Source organism: Pseudaquabacterium terrae, assembly GCF_013266755.1.
GTDB classification, from domain to species: Bacteria; Pseudomonadota; Gammaproteobacteria; order Burkholderiales; family Burkholderiaceae_C; genus Pseudaquabacterium; species Pseudaquabacterium terrae.
Genome location: NZ_JABRWJ010000003.1, coordinates 90916 through 111620 on the forward strand (window position 1 = coordinate 90916; position 20705 = coordinate 111620).

Below are 20705 nucleotides of genomic sequence, written 5' to 3' on the forward strand. Positions count from 1 at the left end.
CGGTCAGCGCGCGAGCGAGCCGCCGTCCACCGACAGGACGGCGCCGGTGACGTAGCCGTTTCCGGGCAGCGCGAAATACACGGCGGCCTCGGCGATGTCTTCGGGCGAACCGAGGTGGGGCGTCAGGCGGCGCTGCAGGAACGCCTTCTTCATCGCGAGCGGGTCGGCATCGCTGTCGATCAGGCGCCTGACCATCGGCGTTTCGACCGTGCCCGGGCAGATGCAGTTGATGCGGATGCGGTGGGGCGAGTGGTCGACCGCCATCGCCTTGGTCAGGCCGACCAGCGCGGCCTTGGCGGCGCAGTACGCGGCACGGTCCTTCAGCCCCTTCAGACCGGCTTCGGACGAGATGTTGATCACCGAGCCGGCGCCGCAGGCCAGCAGGTGCGGCAGCGTGTGATGGCTCACGAGGTACGCGGAGCGGACGTTGATGCGGAACAACGCGTCCCACTGCGCCGGCGCGGTGTCGACGACGTTGCCGGGCACCGACAGCCCGGCGTTGTTGACGACGATGTCCAGCCCGCCGAAGCGATCCAGAACCGCGCGCACCAGCGAGCCCACGGCGTCGTCCGACGTCACGTCGGCGGCGAAGAACTGCGCCGTGCCGCCGACCTCGGCGATCGACCGCGCGACGGCTTCGCCGCGCTCGTGGTCGCGGCCGACGACGGCCACGCGTGCGCCCTCGGCCCCGAAGCGGCGGGCGATGGCTTCGCCGATGCCCGACGTGGCGCCGGTGACCAGCGCCACCTGGTCCATCAAGCGGCCTTCGGTGATCAGGGCCATCACAGCGCCTCGTTCAGCAGGCGGACGAGGTCGTCCCGCACCGGCGCGCGCGGGTTCAGCCGGTTCAGCCGTTCGATGGTCAGCGAGCTCTCGACGATGCCGTCGATCTGGTCGCGCGTGATGCCGATCTGCGACAGCTTCGACGGCAGCCGCAGCACCTCCAGCAGGCGGAAGATGCGGGCAATGCCGCCCTCGACCTTCGCCTCGCGCGAGGCGCGGGGCGACTCGCCCAGCAGCTCGCCGATGCGGGCGAACCTGTCCGGAGCCACGGCGGCGTTGTAGCGCATGCCGTAGGGCAGCAGCAGGCCGACGATCTCGCCATGCGGGCGCGGCGCACGCTCGGCCACCGGGTAGGCCACGGCATGCACCCACGACACGCCCGAATTGGAGAAGGCGAGCGCCGAGAGGATGTTGCCCAGCATCATGTTGGAGCGCGCCTCCAGGTTGCTGCCCTGGTGCACGGCGATGGGAAGGTTCTCTGCGAGCAGCGCGATGGCGCGCTCGGCCAGCAGATCGCTCATCGGGTTGGCGCCCTGGTAGATCGGGTCGCCATCGCTCTCGACATAGCGGTGGTCCTTGCCGTAGTAGGCCTCGATGGCCTGCGTCAGCGCGTCCATGCCGGTGCAGGCGGTGATGGCGGGCGGCAATTTCAGGGTCAGCTCGGCGTCGAGCAGCGCCACGGCGGGCCGCAGACGGTTGTCCGACAGGCCGACCTTCATCTTCGACCGGTCGTCGGTGACGATGGCCACCGGCGACACCTCGGAGCCGGTGCCGGCCGTGGTCGGGATGGCGATGATCGGCATCATGTCGCCAGGCACCTTGTTCTCGCCGTAGTAGTCCGACGGGTGCCCGCCGTGCGTCAGCAGCAGCGCAACGATCTTCGCCAGGTCGATGCAGGAGCCACCGCCCAGCGCGACCAGCAGGTCAGGCTTCGTGGCACGCAAGGCAGCGCAGCAGGCCAGCACGGAAGCCATGTCCGGCTCCGGCATCGCCTGCGCATACACCTGCGGCTCGATGTCGGCCGCGCGCAGCACGTCCTCGATCCGGCGCAGCAGGCCCGCCTTCACGATGCCGGGATCGGTGACCACCGCCACGCGCCGGGCGCCCAGGCGGCGGATCAGCGCCGGCAGCCGCTGCACGGCACCGTTGCCGAACACGATCTGTCCGGCGCTGTTGAATTTCCACGCGTCGTTCATGCCGGCGTTCTCTTCACCGCCATCGGCTTGACGACCTTGCTCTCGACCAGCGCCTCGATCTGCGCGCTGTCGTAGCCCAGCTCGGCCAGCACCTCGCGGGTGTGCTCGCCGATGCGCGGCGGCGGGCGCGTCACCGGCGGCGCTTCGCCGTCGTAGCGCACCGGGTGCGCCAGCAGCCTGACGGCGCCGGCATCCGGATGCTCGACGTCCATGATCATCTTGTTGAAGGCCACCTGCGGGTCGGCGGCGACCTGCTCGTAGTCGTTGACCGGCGCGTTCCAGACGTCGCAGCGCGCGAAGACGGCTTCCCATTCGGCGGTGGTCTTATGCTTCAGCGCGGCGCACACGGCCTGGTGGATCTCGCTGCGCTTGTCGGTCTGGTCGCGGTCCGAATAACGCCCGAACGGCTCGGCACCGAAGGCGCTGACGAGCTTGTCGGCCGAGGTCAGCGAGATCGCGATCCAGCCGTCGCTGGTCTGGTACACGCCGTACGGCGCCGGGTGGAAGCGGCTGCCCATGCCGGGCGAGCTGCGCTGCCACAGCGGACCCTTGTTCAGGAAGTAGGTCAGCGGCTCGATCTGCAGGTCGAGCGCGGCGTTGAGCAGGTTGCTCTCGATGAGCTTGCCCTTGCCGGTCTTCTCGCGCTCGTACATCGCAGCGACGACGCCGAAGGCGCCGAGCATCGCGGCATGCTGATCGACGATCGCCGATCCCACGGGGGTCGGCGGCGATCCCGCCTCGCCGGACAACATCGCGATGCCGCTCATGCATTGCAGCAGCAGGTCCTGGCCCGGGCGTTCCAGGTACGGGCCGTCCGATCCATAGCCGGTGCACGAGCAGTAGATCAGGCGCGGGTTGATGGACTTCAGCGTCTCGTAGTCGAAGCCGAGGCGCTTCATCACGCCGGGACGGTAGTTCTCGACCAGCACGTCCGCCTCGCGCACCATGCGCAGGATGATCTCCTTCGCCTCGGGCGTGCGCAGGTCGATCGACAGGCTGCGCTGGTTGCGGTTGCCGAGCATGAAGAAGACGCTGACGCCCTCGATGAACGCGTCGAAGCCGGCCCAGTGGCGCTCGAAGGCGCCCTTCGGCGGCTCGATCTTGATCACGTCGGCGCCGAGGTCGGCGAGCATCTGCACGGCCGACGGGCCCTGCAGGAAGTGGGTGAAGCTGAGGACCTTGATGTCTTTGAACACGACGGACTCCAATTCAGTATTCGGTGGTGCGGGGGGTCACTTCAGCAGGTCCCGCGAAATGATCATTCGCTGGATCTCGGACGTGCCTTCGACGATCTCCAGCACCTTCGCGTCGCCGAAGGCGCGCGACACCGGGTACTCGCTCATGATTCCGTAGCCGCCGTGGATCTGAATCGCCTGGTGCGCGGCTTCCATCGCGCGTTCGGTGGCGAACAGCTTGGCCATCGACGCTTCCCGGTCGAAGGGCAGGCCTTCGTCCTTCAGCGCCGCAGCCTGGTACAGCATCAGGCGCGCGGCATGCGTGTGCGTCGCCATGTCGGCCAGCTTGAACTGCAGCGCCTGGAAACTCGCGATCGGCTTGCCGAACTGCGAGCGGTCCTTCATGTAGGCGGTCGAGCGGTCGAGCGAGCCCTGCAGGATGCCCAGCGCCATGGCGCCGATCAGGATGCGGCCGGTGTTGATGGTCGACAAGGTCTGCCGCAGGCCGGCGCCGCGTTCGCCCAGCAGGTTCTCGGCCGGCACGCGGCAGTTGTCGAAGAACAGCTCGTACGTGCTCGACGCGCGCCAGCCGATCTTCTTCAGCTTCTTGCCGGTGCTGAAGCCCGGCGTGCCGGCGGGCACGATGATGTTGGAGATCTCGCTGCGGCCGTCCGGCTTCTTGCCGGTGACGGCGGCCAGCACCAGCGGGCCGCTCACTTCGGTACCCGAGTTGCTGATGAAGATCTTCGCGCCGTGGATGCTCCAGTGGCCGTCGACCAGCGTGGCCCGGGTCTGGATCGAGGCGGCGTCGGAGCCGGCATTGGGCTCGGTCAGTGCGATCGAGCCGATGCGCGAACCGTCGAGAATCGGGCGCAGGAACTGATGCTTCTGCGCGTCGCTGCCGAAGTTGTTCAACAGGCTGGCGACCGACGAATTGGCCATCAATGAATTGGCGACCGCGCAATCGACGCGCGCCAGCTCTTCCAGCACGATCACGAACGACAGCCACGAGCCGCCGCCGCCGCCGTGCGCTTCCGGGTAGGGCAGGCCGGTGAAGCCCAGCTCGCCGGCCTGGCGCCAGACGTCGTACGGAAAGCCTTGCCCTTCCCACAGTTCTTCGGAAATCGGGGCGATCGCGCCTTCGGCGAAACGGCGCGCCGCGTCGCGGATCATCGTGCGCTCGTCGTTCATCCAGGGGTGCATGGGGAACTCACTTCAATTCGTTGGGGGTGGTGCGAGCGCGTGCGGCCTTGGCGTCGCGACGCGAAAGAAAGTCGCGCAGTCCGGCGCGGGCATGGGGCGCACTGAAGTTCAGCGCATAGCTGGCTGCTTCCAATTCCAGGCCCGCCTGCAGCGGCAGCTCGGCGGCGCGGTTCAGCGCACGCTTGGCCATCTCCAGGGCGAACGGATGGTGGGCCGCAAACGACGCGGCGAACTCGAAGGTGGCTTCGCGCAGCGCTTGCGGCGACGCGACACGATTGACGAAGCCGAAATCGCGGCATTCGTCCACCGTGTAATGGCGCCCGGACAGCACCATTTCCCTGGCCCGCGTCAGGCCCATCCTGTGCACGGCGAGCTGCGTGCCGCCCCAGCCGGGCATGGTGTCGAGCGTGATCTCGGGGAAGCCGAAAACCGCACGGGTGGAGGCGACGATGAAGTCGCACGCCAGCGCCAGCTCGAAGCCGCCACCGAGCGCGTAGCCGTTGACCATCGCGATGGTCGGCTTTGCAAAGTCGTGAATGCGCTGAAAGACCCGGTGGCCGGCGACCATGTCGCGGTAGGCGGCCACCGGTTCCATCCCGGCCAGGGCCTCGACATCGTTGCCGGCGACGAACGCCTTGCTGCCCGCGCCGGTGATCACCACCACGCGCGTGGCTTCGTCGGCGGCTGCCTCGTCCAGTGCGCCGTCCAACAGCTGCAGCAGTCCGGGCGCAAAGGCGTTGAGCTTGTCGGCGCGGTTCACGGTCAGCAAGCGGACGGCGCCGACCTGCTCGCACAACAACATCGAAGCGGCGGCGTTCATGGCGTCACAGCACCTTCAGGTAGGTCTTGCCGCTGGCGACGACAACACCCTTCTGATTGGTCACCGTGGCGGTGAAGATGCAGGTGTTGCGCGGCTCGTCCTTGTCCGCCAGGTCGAGCCGGGCGGTGACGGTGTCGCCGATGTAGACCGGCGCCGTGAAGGTGATGTCGTAGCGGTGCGAGACGGCGCCGGGGTTCGGCGCCTTCGCGGCCATGGTGCCCATCACGGTTGCCAGGAAGCCGACCGACAGGGCGCCCTGCGCGATGCGCTTCTCGAAGCGTGTCGTCTTGGCGTATTCCTCGTTGACGTGAACGCCGTAGAAGTCGCCGACGATGCCGGCGAAGCCGTACACGTCGTACTCGGAGACCGTCTTGGCGAATTCGGCGTGGTCGCCGACCGCGTAGCAGTCCATGTGGGGTCGCTTGGCCATGATGTGCTTGCCTCTTACAGCTTGGCCTTCTGGACCTTGTCGAACAGCGCCTTGCCGTCGGGAATGGCGGCCACCAGCGCCTCGGTGGTCTTCGTCGTCTGCGCCTTCATCGCGGCGACATCCGGCTCGACGACCTGCACGCCGGCCTTCTTCATCTTGTCCATCGATTCGGCGTAGGACTTCTTGTAGAAGTCGCGGCCGGCCTGAAGCGCCTCGGTGGCCGACTCCTGGACGATCTGCTGGTGCTTGGGCGACAGCTTCTCGAACTTCGACTTCGAGGCGATCAGCAGCGCCGGCAGGTAGTGCACGCGGGTGCGGTTGTAGAACTTGGAGACCTCGACGAACTTGTCCTGCAGGAACTGGTCGGGCGAGGTGTCCGCTCCGTCGACCACGCCCTGCTGCAGAGCCAGGTAGACGTCGCCGTAGGCCATCGGCGTGGGTTGCGCGCCGAACGACTCGTAGGCCTTCACGTAGCCGGGCGACTGCATCACGCGCACCTTCATGCCGGACATGTCGGCGCCCTTGTTGATGGGCCTGGCCGAGAAGATGTTGCGTTCCATCACCGACAGGAAGCCCAGGCCGATCAGGTTGTGCTGCGGCAGCATGGCCAGGAATTCCTTGCCGACCGGGCCCGACAGCACCTTGTTGGCCTGGTCGACGCTGTCGAACAGGTAGGGCACGTCGAACAGGCTGTAGGCCTTGACCGTGTTGGTCAGCGGCGCCTGCGCGGTGACGAACAGGTCGAGCGCGCCGGTGCGGCCGGCCTGGATCATCTTGACCTCGCCGCCGAGTTGCGACTGCGGGAACAGGTTGATCTTGATCTCGCCATTCGACTTCCTGGCCGCGATCTCGGCCATGCGCTGGGCCATGAACTGGTAGTGGCTGTCGGGCGACAGGGTATGGCCGAGGTTGAGCTGCACCTGCTCGGCGTGTGCCGAGAAGCCGGCGGCGGCGGTGGCACAAGCCAGGGCCATGCGAATGACGAACGATTTCATGAAGTCTCCGATTGAGAACGGGGTTTCAAATGGAGCGCCTCGATGGCGCCTTCTTCTGGGAATGCAGTCATGTTATTCAGAGGCACACGAATGGCGTTAGGACGTCAGGCCCGAATGCTTGGACTATTCGACAGCCCTGCAAACGGGCTGTTCGGCATGCCGCAGGCACGCAAATGAAAGAGGGGCCGCGCGGCCCCTTTCTCAAGCGTGCTGCGCTGCGGTCCCGGCTATTTCATGATCGACGGCAGCCACGTCGAGATGATCGGGACATAGGTGATGATCAGCACGTCGACCGTCAGCACCGCGAGGTACAGGCAGACCGGCCTCGTCAGCTGGCTCATGCGAAGGTTGGCCACCTTGCAGGCCACCACCAGGTTCACCGCGACCGGCGGCGTCAGCATGCCGATGGCGACGTTGACGATCATGATGATGCCGAAGTGGATCGGGTCGATGCCGAAGGCCGCCGCCACCGGCGCCAGGATCGGCGCGATCAGGATGATCGTGACCAGCGCTTCGAGCAGCGTGCCGACGAGGAACAGCAGGATGTTCACGAGCAGCATGAAGACCAGCGGGTTCGACGACAGCTCCGAGATCGCGCGGCCCAGGTTCTGCGGCACCTGCTCCAGCGCCAGCACGAAGCCGAAGATGGCCGCATAGCCGACGATCAGCATGATCAGTGACGTCGCCACCATCGACTTCGAGAAGATCGGCAGCAGGTCCTTCCACTTCAGTTCGCGGTACACGAACATGCCGATCACCAGGCCGTAGACCACCGCCACCACCGATGCCTCGGTCGGCGTGAACACGCCGGCGTAGATGCCGCCGAGGATGATGAACGGCATCAGCAGCGCCCAGAACGCGTCCTTGGTCGCTTTCCACAAGTGGGCTCGCCACTCGGCGAAGGACACCGTGTCGGTCTGGTCGAAACCCTTGATGCGCGCCATGACGATGATCGTGATGACCAGCGACAGGCCCACCAGCAGCCCGGGCAGGAAGCCCGCGAGGAACAGTCCACCGATCGACACGTTGGCGACCAGGCCATAGATCACCATGGGGATCGACGGCGGAATGATCACTCCCAGTTCACCCGCGGCCGCGCAGGTCGCCGCCGCGAAGGGCTTCGGATAGCCCTTCTTCTCCATCGCCGGGATCAGCGTGGAACCGACCGCGGCCGTGGTGGCCGACGAGGAGCCCGAGATGGTCGCGAAGAACATCGACGCCAGCACCGAGGCCGATCCCAGCCCGCCCCGGAACCAGCCCACCAGCGCATTGGCCAGACCGATCAGGCGCCTGGAGATGCCCCCCGTCTGCATCAGGCCGCCGGCCAGGATGAAGAAGGGCACGGCCATCAGCGAGAACGAATCCAGCGCCTCGTAGACCGACTGCGCCAGGTTGACGAGCGGGATGCCCTTGACGTACAGCGCGATGAGCGCCGAGAAACCGAGACAGACCGCAACCGGGACGCTGAAGAACAGCAGGACGATGACGGCGATGAACAGCGCGGTGATCATTGGGTCCAGCCTTCCTTGTGACCGGCCAGCGACAGCTTCAGGGTCGCGGGCACATGCTGCCTCTCGTTGGCTTTGACGTGTTCGACCTCGGCGAGGGCTTCCTCCATCTCGTAGTCGATGACTTCCAGGATGTCCTTCTCGTCGATGATGGTCTCGATCAGCAGCGTGATCGAGTTGATGATCGTCAATGCCGCGCCGACCGACATCGACGAGTAGACCCAGATCATCGGCACGCCCAGCACCGGCGCCACTTCGGAATTGCCGAACTCCGCCCATGCCAGGCCGAGCCAGAAGACCCAGCCGTAGAAGGCCAGCGACAGCGCGTGCGCGCAGTACTTGATGGCTCGGCCGACAGCGGCCGGCACAGCCTGCACCAGCGCTTCCACGGCCAGGGCGTCGGCGCGTCTGGCGACGAGCGCGGCGCCGATGAAGATGGCCCAGATCATCAGGTAGCGCGACAGCTCTTCGGTCCACGGCGCGCTGATCGGAAGGTTGAACTTCCCGAACACGAAGCGCACGAGCACCTGGAAGAAGATGATGGCGGTCATGGCCGCCAGGGCGAGCCCGACAAGGACTTCCAGTCCCTTGTTGGCTCGGTCCACGATCTTGATAAGCGTCCGCATCGGGTCTCCTGCACGGCTTGCTGGGCTTGAGTCGGCGGATGTTAGGGAGTGGCCCCTGGACGGGGTTAGGACGCTTGCAGCGAATGCTTGGACTTTTTGACAGGACTTGGTGTGCTCACCACGAAGCCGGCCGCCTTCACGCCGCCGAGCACCGCCTTGCGATGCGACTTGCTCAGCTTCTTCTGGCGATGGGAGCCTTCGCCGAGCTGTTGGCCGAAAACCGAGATTGCCGACCGACCGTCGACGTACCTCTCAACTGACAGAAGCGTCCCCAGATTCGCTGCCCGGCGCCAGTCAAACCGCGCCGGGCGGACCTAGAGCGGCGAACGGCGGGACCCTATTCGGGCTTGAAATCGATCGCCTTCAACAGCGTCCCCATGCGCTCGTAATCGACCCGCAGCGACTTGCTCAGCTCGTCGACCGCCCGCGGCTGGCCGGGTTCGAAGCCAACCTCGGCCAGGCGCTCGCGCACGCCGGCCTGGCCCAGCGCCTTCAGTGCCGCGTCGCGCACGCGCTGCTGCAGTGCGGCCGGCACCTCGGGCTTGCACCACAGCCCCATCCAGGCAATGGCCTCGAGTTGCGGGTAACCCAGCTCGGCGAAAGTAGGCACCTCGGGCAGCAGCGCCGAGCGCTTGGGCGTGCTGACGGCGAAGGCCTTGATCCGGCCGGCCTTCAGCAGCGGCAGCGAGGTCGGAATACCGTCGAACATGAGCGGCACATGGCCACCCATCACATCCTGCAGCGCCGGCGTCGAGCCCTTGTAGCCGACGTGCACCAGGTCGATGCCGGCCGCCTTGTTCAGCTGCAGCCCCAGCACGTGCGAGAGCGTGCCGGCGGTGTACGACGCGACATTCACCTTGCCTGGGTTGCCCTTCACGTAGGCCACCAGCTCGGGCAGCGTCTTCGCCGGCACCGCCGGGTTGCCCACCAGCACCAGCCCGCCGCGCGCCAGCTCGGCCAGCGGCACGATCTCGCGGGACATGTCGACCTTGGTCTTCACGATGTGCGGGATCTCGCTGACCAGCGAGTTCACCGCCACCAGCAGCGTGTGGCCGTCGCGCGGCGCCTGGCTCAGCTCGTTGACGGCAAGGATGCCGCCGGCGCCGGGCTTGGGCTCGACGATCACCGGCTGGCCGATGTCCTTCGCGAGGTGGTCGCCGAGCAGCCGCGCCAGGATGTCGGCCGAGCCGCCGGCCGGGCCGGCGACGAGCATGCGCACCGGCTTCTCGGGCCACTTGGCCTGGGCGAACGCCGCGAGCGGCAGTGCAGCCGTGGCCACGGCGGCGGCGGCGAGCAGCCGGCGCGTGGGGGAGGCGGGTCGGGTCGGGTTCATCGAAAGCTTTCCGTGCGTTGGATTCATCAGGGCAGCCAGCGCACGAGCGCCAGCACCAGTATGGCGAGAAACACGGTCTCGCCGAGCATCAGTGCCACCGGCTTGAAGCCGACGGTGGCCAGCTCCTTCAGCTGCGTCTTCATGCCGATCGCCGCGATCGCCGCCACCAGGCACCAGCGCGAGACGTCGTTGCCGAGCGCGAGCACCGGCTGCGGCAGCCAGCCGGTGCTGGCCAGCCCGACCAGCGCCGCGAAGCCGACCACGAAGCCCGGCAGCAGCGGCGGCCGCGGGCCCGCGGCGGCGCCTTTCGAGCCGCGCCGCGCCAGCAGCACCGCGAACACGATCACCGGCAGCAGCATCGCCACGCGCAGCAGCTTGACGAAGGTGGCGACGTCGCCGGTCTCCTGCGACAGGCTGTAGCCCGCACCGACGACCTGCGCCACGTCGTGGATCGTGCCGCCGAGGAAGACGCCGGCGCCGCGCGCATCGAGCCCGAAGGCCCGCACGGCCATCGGGTAGACGATCATCGCCAGCGTCGACAGCGCGGAGACACCCACCACCGTGAACAGCGTCGCGCGCTCCTTCTGCGGATGCGCCGGCAGCGCCGCGGCCAGCGCCATCGCCGCCGAAGCGCCGCAGATCGCGGTGGCCCCGCCGCTCAGCAGGCCGAACAGCGTGTTGAAGCCGAGCGCGCGCGCCGCCAGCATCGACAGCCCGATCGTCAGCACGACCGAGATGATCACGATGCCCACCGGCGCGATGCCGAGCGCCGCGATCTGCGCCAGCGTGATGCGCAGGCCCAGCAGCGCGACGCCGATGCGCAGCACCTGGCGCGCGGTGAACTCGATGCCGGGTGCGCAGGGGGCCGCGGCCGCCGCCGGGCCGCCCCAAGGCGGCCGCTCCCCCTCGGGGGGACCGGCCCGCAGGGCCGTAGGGGGCGACGACCCCGACAGGAAGTTCATCGCCAGCCCGAGCAGCAGCGCGAACAGCATCACCGGCGCGCCGTAGTGCTGCGACAGGAAGGTCGCCGCCGCGGCGACGACGACGCTGGCGAGCACGCCGGGGAACAGCGTGCGGCCGCGCGCGGGCCAGGCGCTCAGGGCGAGAGCGGTGCTCATGCGCGCTTACTCAAGCGGTCGGAAGAACATGGTCCTGGAACTGCTCGCGCAGCTTGTTCTTCTGCACCTTGCCGGTCGCGCCGAGCGGAATCGCGTCGACGAAGACCACGTCGTCCGGTGTCCACCACCTGGCGATCCTGCCCTCGTAGAAGCCGAGCAGGTCCTGCCGCGTCACTTGCGCGTCAGGTTTCTTCACCACCACCAGCAGCGGCCGCTCGTCCCACTTCGGATGCTTCGCCGCGATGCAGGCGGCCATCGCGACCGCCGGATGGGCCAGCGCGATGTTCTCGAGGTCGATCGAGCCGATCCACTCGCCGCCGGACTTGATGACGTCCTTGGCGCGATCGGTGATCTGCATGAAGCCATCGGCATCGATGGTGGCGACGTCGCCGGTCGGGAACCAGCCGTCGATCAACGGGTCGCCGCCCTCGCCCTTGAAGTAACTCGCCACCACCCACGGCCCGCGCACCAGCAGCTCGCCCGAGGCCTGGCCGTCCCATGGCAGCTCGGCGCCGTCGTCGCCGACGATCTTCATGTCGACGCCGAACACCACGCGGCCCTGCTTGGACTGGGCCGCCAAGCGCTCTTCCGGCGGCAGTGCCAGCTGGGCAGGCTTGAGCGTGCAGGCCGTGCCCAGCGGACTGATCTCGGTCATGCCCCAGGCGTGCAGCACCTGCACGTCGTGGCGCTCCTGGAAGGCGCGCATCATCGACGGCGGACAGGCCGAGCCGCCGATGATCGTGCGGCGCATCGTCGAGAAGCCCAGGTCGTGCGCCTCGACGTGCGCCAGCAGCCCCTGCCACACCGTGGGCACGCCGGCCGAGACGGTGACGCCCTCGGCCTCGAACAGCTCGTGCAGGCTCTTGCCGTCGAGAAACGGGCCGGGGAACACCAGCTTCGCGCCGACCATGCAGGCCACGTACGGCAGCCCCCAGGCATTGACGTGGAACATCGGCACCACCGGCAGCACGGTGTCGCGCGCCGAGCAGCTCAGGCCGTCGGGCAACGCGGCGGCGAAAGTGTGCAGCAGCGTCGAGCGGTGGCTGTACAGCACGCCCTTCGGGTTGCCGGTGGTGCCGGACGTGTAGCACAGCGACGAGGCGCTGTACTCGTCGAAGCGCGGCCAGGTGAAGTCGCTGTCGTGCGCGTCGACCAGGTCTTCGTAGCACAGCAGGTTCTTCACGGCCGACTTCGCCGGCATGAGCGCGCGGTCGGTCATCGCGACGAAGGCCTTGATGGTCTTCACCCGCGGCGCAATGGCCTCGATCAGCGGCAGGAAGCTCAAGTCGAAGAACAGCACCTGGTCCTCGGCATGGTCGGCGATCCACACCACCTGGTCCGGATGCAGGCGCGGGTTCAGCGTGTGCAGCACGGCGCCCGAGCCGGAGACGGCGTAGTACAGCTCCAGGTGGCGGTAGCCGTTCCAGGCGAGCGTGGCGACACGTTCGCCGAAGCCGATGTCCATCGCCTGCAGCGCGTTGGCCAGGCGGCGCGCACGCTGGCCCAGCTCGCGGTAGGTGCAGCGATGGATGTCGCCCTCGACGCGGCGCGAGACGACCTCGCGGTCGCCGTGGTGGCGCTCGGCGTGGGTGAGCAGGCTGGAGATCAGCAGCGGCTGCTGCATCATCTGTGCGTACATCATGGGCTCCGTGAGGTCGAGGGTCAGGCGGCGGCGCGCTGCGGCAGCGCGGGCGGCACGGCGGGCGCAGCGGCAGCACCTTCGGCCGCCGCATCGGCGCTGCGCCGCAGATCGGGTTCATAACTCGCGGCCGCGCGCCGGAAGGCCAGCGCCGCCAGCACGCTGAAGGCCGGCATCACGGCCAGCGCCGTGGGCAGGTCCCAGCGGTCGGACAGCAGGCCGGCGATGAACGGCCCCGCCGCCAGCCCGAACAGGTTCTGGAACAGCGCCAGCACCGAGGCGCCGGTGGCGCGCACGCCGGGATGCACGACGTCGATCACCACCGCCGAGACCGGGCCGACGCTGCAGGTCATCAGGCAGCCGCCGGCGGCGATCAGCGCGAACTGCGTGCCGCGCGACCATTCGACGCCCCAGGCCGGTGCCGCGAACGCGGCCAGCAGCACCCCCATCGAGGCCAGGCACAGCAGCGCCAGCACCTCCAGCTTGGCGCGTGGGCGGCGCAAGCCCGCCCGGTCGGCCAGTGCGCCCCACAGCACGCTGCCCAGCGCGCCGCACAGCACGACACCGGCGGCCATCACCGCCGCGCGGGCCGGCTCGAAGCCTTGCACGCGGTTCAGCCAGCTCGGCAGCCACGACCAGACGGCCGAGACGACGACCAGCTGCGCCGCGCCGCCGATGCACACCCACAACATCGTGCGCGACTCCAGCAGTCGTGCGCCGATGCTGCGCAGCGTGCCGGTGGGCGTGCGGGTCGCGGCCTCGAGCTGCGGCGTCAGCACGACGGTGCGGTAGTCGCGCACCTTGAGGTACAGCAGCGCCAGCACCAGGCCCGGCACGCCGACCACGCCGAACGCCGCCTGCCAGCCCCAGCGCGCCGCGATCAGCCCGCCCAGCATCACGCCCAGCACCGAGCCGACCGAGGCCGACGCGAAGAAGGCGGCCATCAGCGCGCCGCGGCGCCGGGCCGGAAAGTGGCTGGCGATCAGCGCGGCGCCGACCGAGCCGTAGCCCGCCTCGCCCAGGCCCACCAGCGCGCGGGCGCCGAGCAGCGATCCGTAGCTGCGCGTGAACATGCACGAGATGGTCGCCAGGCTCCACACCGAGGCCATCGCCACGATGCTCTTGACGCGGCTGGCGCGGTCGGCGAACAGCGCCACCGGCAGCGCGCCGAGCGCGACCGTGACCGAAACCACCGAGACCAGCGCGCCGAGCTGCTTGTCCGACAGGCCCCAGTCCTGCTTCATGTACGGGAACAGCGAGACGATGACCTGGCGGTCGATGTAGTCGACGATCATCAGGCCGAGCGTCATCGCGAACGCGAACCAGGCGGCGCCCCGGCCGGCGAGGTAGCCCTCGTCACCGGCCGGGCGTGCTTGCTTGTCGTGCAGGTTCATCAGGGTGTCCTCGGGGAGAGGCCGCTTCAGGGCACCAGCACGGTGGCGCCGGTGGTGGCGCGCGATTCGAGCGATCGGTGCGCCTCGGCCGCGTCTTTCAGGGGATAGACACGGCTCGGCTCGCTGCGGATGTGGCCAGCCTTCACCAGGCCGAACAGCTCGTCGGCCATCGCCAGCATGTTCGCGCGCGGCGTGGCGTAGTGCAGCATCGCCGGCCGCGTGACCCACAGCGAGCCCTTCATTGCGAGCTGCATGGTGTCGATCACCACCGGGCCCGAGCTGGTGCCGTTGCTCACCAGCACGCCGCGCGGCTGCAGGCAGTCGAGCGAGGCGGCGAGCGTGTCCTTGCCGACCGAGTCGTACACCACCGGCACGCCCTTGCCGCCGGTGATCTCGCGCACCCGCTCGGCGATGTTCTCGCGGCTGGTGACGATGGTGTGGCTGCAGCCGTGCGCCTTGGCGATTGCGGCTTTCTCGTCGGTGCTGACGGTGCCGATCATCGTGACGCCGAGCGCGCGCGCCCACTGGCAGGCGATCAGGCCGACGCCGCCGGCCGCGGCGTGGTACAGGATCGTCTCGCCGCCCTGGAGCGGGAAGACCTGGCGGAACAGGTACTGCGCCGTCATGCCCTTCATCATCAGCGTGGCGGCCGTGCTGTCGCTCACTTCAGGCGGCAGCGGAATCAACACCTCGGCCGGCATCAGGCGCACGTCGGCATAGGCGCCCTGCGGGCCCAGCAGATAGCCCACGCGGTCGCCCGGGCGCACGCAGCTGACGCCCTCGCCCACCGCCTCGACGATGCCCACCGCATCGGAGCCCAGCCCGTTGGGCAGCGGCATCGGGTAGCGGCCGGTGCGGAAGTAGATGTCGATGAAGTTCACTGCCACGTAGCTGTGGCGCACGCGGGCCTGGCCCGGGCCCGGCGTACCGACTTCGGTGGTCTCGAGCTTCAGCACCTCCGCGCCGCCGGTCTCGTGCAATCGGATGGTCTGGGCCATGGTCTGTCTCCTTGAGGGGGTGTTGTCAGGCCGCGCCCTGCGGGGCGGCGCTGAAGTGCTCGATGAACAGCTGGGCCAGCGGCCAGCGGCCGTAGCCCGACGCCGGGTTCAGGTGGCCGACGTCGCCCATGTCGACGAGGCGGCTGTTCCAGCACCTCGCGAGCTCGGTGGTGCGCTCGAAGCTCGCGAGCGGATCGTTGCGGCTGGCGATCACCAGGCTGTCGAAGGGCAGCGGCAGACGCGGCAGCGGCAGCCAGCCGCCCTCGCGCAGCGCGGCGAGCGTCGGGTAGCCGTCGGGCATCGGCCGCTCGAAATCCGGCGGCGTGGCGAGCACCGCACCCTGAACCTCCCGCCGGGTCCGCTGCGCCCAGTGCGCCACCATCACGCAGCCGCCGCTGTGCGCGACGACAACGATCGGACCGTCGATGGCCTGCGCCACCACTTCGATGGCGTCGATGCGCGCCGCGCAGTCCAGGTTCTCGCGGCCCATCGGCGGCACGTTGGCCACCGGCCAACCCGCGAGGTCCAGGTCCTCGGCCAGCAGCGTCTGCCAGTGGCCGGGCACCGCGTCGCGCAGACCGGGCACGATCAGCACGGTGGGCCGTGCAGGCAGGCGGTCCATGCTCAGGCCACCTGCCGCAGGAAGCCCTGCTGGCGCCCCTTCGGGTTCGGCGCGAAACCGTTGGCGGCCAGCGTCTCTTCGACGCTGTCGTAGAACACGCCGATCTTGCAGATCTCGCGGGCTTCCTGGCCGGTGGCCACCTCGCGGCCGAACTCGCGCGCGAGGCGCACCAGTTGCCCGATCTGCCGCACGGTGCTCATCTTCTCCGTGCGCGACTGGTTCCAGAGGTTGTCCTCGATGCCGCAGCGCACGTGCAGGCCGAGCGCCATGCCGATCATGTTGATCGGCAGCACGTTGCGCATGCTGCTTTCGACCGTCAGCATCGCGCCGTCCGGAATGGCGCGCAGGAAGTTCGACAGGTTGTAGATGTTCGGCGCGTCCATGCCGCCGCTGATCGCCACCCAGTTCATCACCAGCGGGCCCTTGTAGACGCCGCGGCGGATCAACCGCTCCACCGTCTCGTAGCTGTTGATGTTGTAGAACTGGAACGCGCTCTGGATCCCGTTGGCGGAGAGGCGCCGCACGTGCTCCTCGATGAAGCCGGGACCGGAGGGCACGACCATCTCGCGGTAGGCGCGGTTGGTCTGCGGCTCGGCCAGCGAGGTGCCGGCAATGTCCGCTGCCTCCATGTGCTCCAGCACGTTCATCTGCGTCGTGTTGACGGTGACCGTGACCTGGTCCGGCTTCGGGTCGAGCTCGGCGAGCATGTGGCGCGTATCGTCCTGCAGCCACTGCGCGGCCGCGCCGTCGCCTTCCGGCGCGAACGAGATCGAGCCGCCGACCTGGATGATCATCTCGGGCACGGCCTGGCGCACGCCGGCGATCAGCTCGTTGAACTTGGACAGCCGCTTTGACCCACAGCCATCGAGCTCGCGCACATGCAGGTGCAGCACCGTGGCGCCGGCGTTCCAGCAATCGACGGCCTTCTGCACCTGGGCTGCCATCGTGACCGGGATGTCTTCCGGAAAGTCCGACGGCACCCACTCGGGGCCGTAGGGCGCGGCGGTGATCACCAGCTTGTCCTGGTTCTCGGGGAACAGCGAGCCGTCGAGGAAGTTCATGTCGCGTCTTTCGTGGGTTAGGTCAGAAGGGGGTGTCGCCCTGGATGCCGGCGCGTTCCATCTTGCGGTGGCACGGCGGGTAGTCCATCACCGCGTAGTGCTGGGTCGAGCGGTTGTCCCACATCGCCATGCTGTTGGGCTGCCAGCGCCAGCGCACCTGGTACTCGGGGATGAAGGCTTGGCTGACCAGGTACTGCAGCAGCTGCGCGCCGCCGTGCGAGTGGTCCTGGCCGACGCGCACGTTGCGCGCGGTGTGGAAGTTCGTGAAGTGCGTCGTGAAGGCATTGACGAACAGGACCTTCTCGTCCGTCTCCGGGTGCGTGCGCACCACCGGATGCTCGGCATCGGGGAACTGCGCGTGCAGCGCCAGGCGTTTCTCGATCGGCATCGCGGCGCCGAAGCTGGCCTCGATGCTGTGGCGCGCACGCAAGCCCTCGATCTGCGCCTTCACGGTCTCCGGCAGGCGCTCGTAGGCCAGCACCATGTTGGCCCACATCGTGTCGCCGCCGACCGGCGGGCACTCGACGCAGCGCAGCACGCAGCCGAAGGGCGGCTGCTCGCGCCAGGTGGCGTCGGTGTGCCAGGCGTTCTCGTAGCGGTCGTTCGGCGTCTCGGGCGACTTGTAGATGCGCACCAGCCCGGGATGCTCGGGGTCGCTGCCGGCCACCGGATGGTCCTCCAGCTCGCCGAACCAGCGCGCGAACGCGACGTGCTCGGCGCGGCTGATGTCCTGGTCGCGGAAGAAGAGCACGCGGTGCTTCAGCAGCAGCGCGCGGATCTCGGCGATGGTGTCGGCATCGCGCGAGGCGGCACCCAGCTGCACGTTGGACAGCTCGGCGCCGATCGCGCAGGTCAGCGGCTCGACGCGGATCGAGCGCTGCAGCGCTGCCGCGCGCACCACCGCCGGGGCGGCGGGGGTCGTGTCGGTGAGGGTCTGCGTCACGGCGATGTCTCCTTCTGGTGTGGAGGCATCGTAGGAAGCGGGGGGCCCCTGTTCCCCCCCATCGCCGAGGGGGGCCCCGGCCCGAAGCGGCGTCCGGCCGACGCGCTAGCCAGGCCGGTCGGTCAGGCGGTCGCTTCGAGCAGCCCGAGGATGCGCGCGCGCTGCACCAGCTGCTTGCGCGTGCCGGCGTCGAGCTTGGCGAACAGGTTCTTCATGTGCCACTTGATCGTCTCCTCGCCGACCTGCATCGCGAGCCCGATCTCCTTGTTCGACAGGTTGCGCGCCAGCAGCGCCAGCACCTCGCGCTCCTTCGGCGTCAGCGCCAGGCTGGGCGTGGCGCGCAGCGCCGGCGCGGGCCGCTCGGGCGGAGCCTGCGGCGGCGCCGCGAGCGGCGTGGCCGCGCCGGGCGCGGCGGTGCGCGCCGCGTGCGCGCTCTGCACGACCCAGTCGCCGAGCGCCGGGTGCGCATCGGCGAACACCCGCATCAGCCCGTAGGCCTCGGCCAGAGCGGTCGCCTCGCGCAGCAGGTTGGCGGAACGCTCGCCGCAGCGGTCGAGCGCAAACGCGCGCAGGCCCAGCAGCTCGATGTGCAGGCGGCCGAGCTTCAGCACCTGCGCCATCGCATCGGCGCGCTGCAGCGGCTCGAGCGCCTGCCGCCACGCCTGCGCGGCGATGGCGGCATGCGCGGCCGCACCCTCGCGCAGCAGCTCGACGCTGCGCCGCCACAGCCGGCCGCCCGGCTGCGCGGGCTCGGCCAGCAGCGCGTCGATCTGCTCGACGAGCGCGCGGCAGGTCTCGGACCGGTAGCGCCGCGCATGCAGGCGAGCCTGCTCGGCGAGGCTGGCGATGCGCAGGCGCGGCAGCCCGCGCGCGACGCCCACGGCATCCAGCGCCCCCAGCAGCTCGAGCGCACGGTGCTCGGCGCCTGCGGCCGCGGCGATGCGCGCCAGCGTGCGGAATGCCAGCAGCACGGTCTCCGGCAGGCCGCTGCGCTCGAGCACGTCGAGCCGGTTCGCCAGCAACGCCACGGCCTCATCCGGGCGGTCGCGCTCCCACAGCGCTGCGGCGCGCAGCGCTGCCAGCATGCAGGCGAAGACGCTGCGCCTGCCGAGGTCGGCTTCGGCGCGGGCCAGCGTGGGCTGCAGCAGCTGATCGGCCAGCAGGGCCTGCCCTTCCCACAGGTAGCTCAGGGCGACGATGAAATCGCGCCAGCGGTCGACATAGGCCAGCGCCGGACCGAACCCGATCGCCGGTGCCTGCTGCTGGCGCAGCCGCGCGAGCGCCGGCTCGCCTTCGATCAGCGTGCGGAACGCGGTGCGGTTGGCGTGGATCTGCAGCAGCACCGCGTCGCGCAGCGGCGGCTGCGGACTCCACGGGTCGTGCAGCGCGGCGAAGCGGTCCGGGTCGTCGGCGTAGACCGCGGCGCCGCTCTCGATCAGCGCGCATTCGCAGCGCAGCGCATCGTCGGCCTCGGGCTGCGCCAGGATGCGGGCGACGAGGCGGCCGGCTTCGGCGTGGCGGTCGCTGAGGGCCAGCGTCCATGCGGCGGCCAGAAGCAGGCGCGGGCGGCGGTCGAGCTCTTGCTGCGGCAGCCGCTGCAGCCAGTCGAGCACGGCGCCCTGGCGGCCGCGCGAGAGGATCGAGTCGTACAGGCTGCGCTCGGCCAGCGCGTAGGCCTGATCGGGCCGCCCGGCCGCGAGCGCGTGGCGCGCGGCGTCCTCGATCAGCCCTTCGCGCGCCAGCCAGTCGGCCGCAGCGCCGTGCAGCGCCGCCTGTTCGGCTTCGGCCAGGGCGGCGAAGCGGCGCCGCAGCAGGTCACGCGCCAGCGGGTGCAGGCGCAGCCAGTCGCCCTGCTCGGCCGCCGCGAAGACCGGCGTGTCGCCCGCCAGTCGCGCCAGGCGCTGCGGCGCCTCGTCGCCGGCGAGGGCGCGGCACAGCTCCGGATGCAGCAGGTCGAGCGCGGCGATGCGGGTGAGGAACTGCACGTCGTCGGGCGCGAGGTTGGCCAGCAGCAGGCCGACCAGCTGCTCGTGCAATGCGCCGCCGCGCGCGGCGATCGCTGCCAGCTCGGCGCGCGGGTCGGCGGCGCTGGCCAGTGCCGCCAGCACCAGCTGCAGCCCGAGCGGCCAGCCCTCCGTCAGCTCGTGCAGCCGCGCGGCCGCATCGGCGTCGAAGCGCGTGCCGCCGCGCTCGCGCACCAGCGCCAGCGTCTCGTCGAGCTCGAACGCGAGCTGCGCGGGGCCGAGCGTCACGCACTGGCCGTAAGCCGCCATGTCGTCCAGCTCGAGCCGGCAATCGGTGCGCGCACCGACGACGACACGCAGGTTCGGCGGCGCGTTGCGCAGCAGGTAGGCCAGCGCATCGCGTGCCGACGCCGGCAGGCGGTCGGCTTCGTCGACCACCAGCACGGTGTTGAGGGCGGTGTGCGCCAGCTCGGCCAGCCAGCTGGTGATGCCTTCGAGGCCGGCGGCCTCGGCGGCGAGCAGCGTGTGGCCGAAGTGCGGCCGGCCGGCGCCGCTGCGCAGTGCCAGCGTCAGCGCGCGCAACAGGCGGGGCGGGTCGTCGCGCTCGGTGGCGGTGAACCAGGCCACGACGGTGCCTTGCGCCAGATGCTCGCGGCGCCATTGCGCCAGCAGCGAGGTCTTGCCGAAGCCCGCCGGTGCCTGCACCAGCAGCACCGGCGCTTCGCGCCAGCGCGCATCGGCGGCGGCGAGCCGCGGCCGCACCAGCAACTGGCGCGACACGCGCGGCGGTGCGACGCGCAGCAGAAGATCGTCGGTGGTGCCCTGGGCACCCGGGTTCAACAGCGTCGCCACGGCAAAACCATGGTAACTCTGCAGTCCGCTGCAGTCCCGAGCACT

The 20705-nt window shown here is 69.5% G+C and carries 18 protein-coding genes; all 18 read right to left on the bottom strand.

Translation table 11 applies throughout. The features are described 5' to 3' along the window. Positions 1-3 precede the first annotated feature (3 nt). The 18 genes from HLB44_RS09460 to HLB44_RS09545 all read right to left on the bottom strand — a co-directional run bounded on the left by HLB44_RS09460 (position 4) and on the right by HLB44_RS09545 (position 20660). The gene (locus HLB44_RS09460; protein ID WP_173122341.1) at positions 4-783 is read right to left on the bottom strand and encodes an SDR family NAD(P)-dependent oxidoreductase; all 780 of its coding nucleotides are present in this window, start codon (positions 781-783) and stop codon (positions 4-6) included. Beyond that, on the bottom strand, positions 783-1979 hold the full coding sequence (locus tag HLB44_RS09465) for an iron-containing alcohol dehydrogenase family protein (RefSeq protein WP_173122342.1): 1197 nt from the start codon (positions 1977-1979) through the stop codon (positions 783-785). Before HLB44_RS09465 ends, HLB44_RS09460 begins: the two co-directional genes overlap by 1 nt. Continuing rightward, complete coding sequence (locus HLB44_RS09470) at positions 1976-3175, bottom strand: CoA transferase (protein WP_173122343.1); 1200 nt, start codon at positions 3173-3175, stop codon at positions 1976-1978. The genes HLB44_RS09465 and HLB44_RS09470 overlap by 4 nt, the downstream gene beginning before the upstream one ends. Before the next feature lie 36 nt (positions 3176-3211). Beyond that, positions 3212-4357, bottom strand: a complete 1146-nt coding sequence (locus HLB44_RS09475; RefSeq protein ID WP_173122344.1) for an acyl-CoA dehydrogenase family protein — start codon at positions 4355-4357, stop codon at positions 3212-3214. 7 nt (positions 4358-4364) lie between these two features. Continuing rightward, positions 4365-5177: an enoyl-CoA hydratase/isomerase family protein gene (locus tag HLB44_RS09480; protein ID WP_173122345.1), complete on the bottom strand. Its 813-nt coding sequence runs from the start codon at positions 5175-5177 to the stop codon at positions 4365-4367. Positions 5178-5181: 4 nt separating this feature from the next. Then, complete coding sequence (locus HLB44_RS09485; RefSeq protein WP_246312180.1) at positions 5182-5607, bottom strand: MaoC family dehydratase; 426 nt, start codon at positions 5605-5607, stop codon at positions 5182-5184. A gap of 14 nt (positions 5608-5621) precedes the next feature. Further along, positions 5622-6602, bottom strand: a complete 981-nt coding sequence (locus HLB44_RS09490; RefSeq protein WP_173122346.1) for a TRAP transporter substrate-binding protein — start codon at positions 6600-6602, stop codon at positions 5622-5624. 227 nt (positions 6603-6829) lie between these two features. After that, positions 6830-8113 carry a TRAP transporter large permease gene (locus tag HLB44_RS09495; protein WP_173122347.1) on the bottom strand — a complete coding sequence of 428 codons (1284 nt, stop codon included), beginning with the start codon at positions 8111-8113 and terminating at the stop codon, positions 6830-6832. Beyond that, complete coding sequence (locus HLB44_RS09500) at positions 8110-8661, bottom strand: TRAP transporter small permease (protein ID WP_173122348.1); 552 nt, start codon at positions 8659-8661, stop codon at positions 8110-8112. The genes HLB44_RS09495 and HLB44_RS09500 overlap by 4 nt, the downstream gene beginning before the upstream one ends. Positions 8662-9073: 412 nt before the next feature. Further along, on the bottom strand, positions 9074-10069 hold the full coding sequence (locus HLB44_RS09505) for a tripartite tricarboxylate transporter substrate binding protein (protein ID WP_173122349.1): 996 nt from the start codon (positions 10067-10069) through the stop codon (positions 9074-9076). Positions 10070-10095: 26 nt separating this feature from the next. Then, positions 10096-11187 (bottom strand): YeiH family protein, encoded by a 1092-nt coding sequence (locus tag HLB44_RS09510; RefSeq protein WP_173122350.1) that lies wholly within the window; start codon positions 11185-11187, stop codon positions 10096-10098. Positions 11188-11197: 10 nt separating this feature from the next. After that, a complete protein-coding gene (locus HLB44_RS09515) occupies positions 11198-12826 on the bottom strand; it encodes a 3-(methylthio)propionyl-CoA ligase (RefSeq protein WP_173122351.1) in 1629 nt (542 codons plus the stop codon). A gap of 23 nt (positions 12827-12849) precedes the next feature. Then, positions 12850-14220 carry an MFS transporter gene (locus HLB44_RS09520; protein ID WP_173122352.1) on the bottom strand — a complete coding sequence of 457 codons (1371 nt, stop codon included), beginning with the start codon at positions 14218-14220 and terminating at the stop codon, positions 12850-12852. 26 nt (positions 14221-14246) lie between these two features. Then, entirely contained in the window at positions 14247-15218 is a 972-nt protein-coding gene (locus HLB44_RS09525; RefSeq protein WP_173122353.1) for a quinone oxidoreductase family protein, read from the bottom strand. Positions 15219-15243: 25 nt separating this feature from the next. Then, a complete protein-coding gene (locus tag HLB44_RS09530) occupies positions 15244-15840 on the bottom strand; it encodes an RBBP9/YdeN family alpha/beta hydrolase (protein WP_173122354.1) in 597 nt (198 codons plus the stop codon). Between the two features lie 2 nt (positions 15841-15842). Then, entirely contained in the window at positions 15843-16901 is a 1059-nt protein-coding gene (locus tag HLB44_RS09535; RefSeq protein WP_173122355.1) for a beta-keto acid cleavage family enzyme, read from the bottom strand. 22 nt (positions 16902-16923) lie between these two features. After that, complete coding sequence (locus tag HLB44_RS09540; RefSeq protein WP_173122928.1) at positions 16924-17772, bottom strand: TauD/TfdA family dioxygenase; 849 nt, start codon at positions 17770-17772, stop codon at positions 16924-16926. A 194-nt stretch (positions 17773-17966) separates the two neighbouring features. Continuing rightward, entirely contained in the window at positions 17967-20660 is a 2694-nt protein-coding gene (locus HLB44_RS09545) for a LuxR C-terminal-related transcriptional regulator (RefSeq protein ID WP_173122356.1), read from the bottom strand. Positions 20661-20705 lie beyond the last annotated feature (45 nt).

Coding starts and splice junctions, on each gene's coding strand:
- HLB44_RS09460 (WP_173122341.1), bottom strand. CDS start 783: ATGGCCCTGATCACCGAAGGCCGCTTGATGGACCAGGTGGCGCTGGTC.
- HLB44_RS09465 (WP_173122342.1), bottom strand. CDS start 1,979: ATGAACGACGCGTGGAAATTCAACAGCGCCGGACAGATCGTGTTCGGC.
- HLB44_RS09475 (WP_173122344.1), bottom strand. CDS start 4,357: ATGCACCCCTGGATGAACGACGAGCGCACGATGATCCGCGACGCGGCG.
- HLB44_RS09480 (WP_173122345.1), bottom strand. CDS start 5,177: ATGAACGCCGCCGCTTCGATGTTGTTGTGCGAGCAGGTCGGCGCCGTC.
- HLB44_RS09485 (WP_246312180.1), bottom strand. CDS start 5,607: ATGGCCAAGCGACCCCACATGGACTGCTACGCGGTCGGCGACCACGCC.
- HLB44_RS09490 (WP_173122346.1), bottom strand. CDS start 6,602: ATGAAATCGTTCGTCATTCGCATGGCCCTGGCTTGTGCCACCGCCGCC.
- HLB44_RS09495 (WP_173122347.1), bottom strand. CDS start 8,113: ATGATCACCGCGCTGTTCATCGCCGTCATCGTCCTGCTGTTCTTCAGC.
- HLB44_RS09500 (WP_173122348.1), bottom strand. CDS start 8,661: ATGACCGCCATCATCTTCTTCCAGGTGCTCGTGCGCTTCGTGTTCGGG.
- HLB44_RS09505 (WP_173122349.1), bottom strand. CDS start 10,069: ATGAACCCGACCCGACCCGCCTCCCCCACGCGCCGGCTGCTCGCCGCC.
- HLB44_RS09510 (WP_173122350.1), bottom strand. CDS start 11,187: ATGAGCACCGCTCTCGCCCTGAGCGCCTGGCCCGCGCGCGGCCGCACG.
- HLB44_RS09515 (WP_173122351.1), bottom strand. CDS start 12,826: ATGTACGCACAGATGATGCAGCAGCCGCTGCTGATCTCCAGCCTGCTC.
- HLB44_RS09520 (WP_173122352.1), bottom strand. CDS start 14,220: ATGAACCTGCACGACAAGCAAGCACGCCCGGCCGGTGACGAGGGCTAC.
- HLB44_RS09525 (WP_173122353.1), bottom strand. CDS start 15,218: ATGGCCCAGACCATCCGATTGCACGAGACCGGCGGCGCGGAGGTGCTG.
- HLB44_RS09530 (WP_173122354.1), bottom strand. CDS start 15,840: ATGGACCGCCTGCCTGCACGGCCCACCGTGCTGATCGTGCCCGGTCTG.
- HLB44_RS09535 (WP_173122355.1), bottom strand. CDS start 16,901: ATGAACTTCCTCGACGGCTCGCTGTTCCCCGAGAACCAGGACAAGCTG.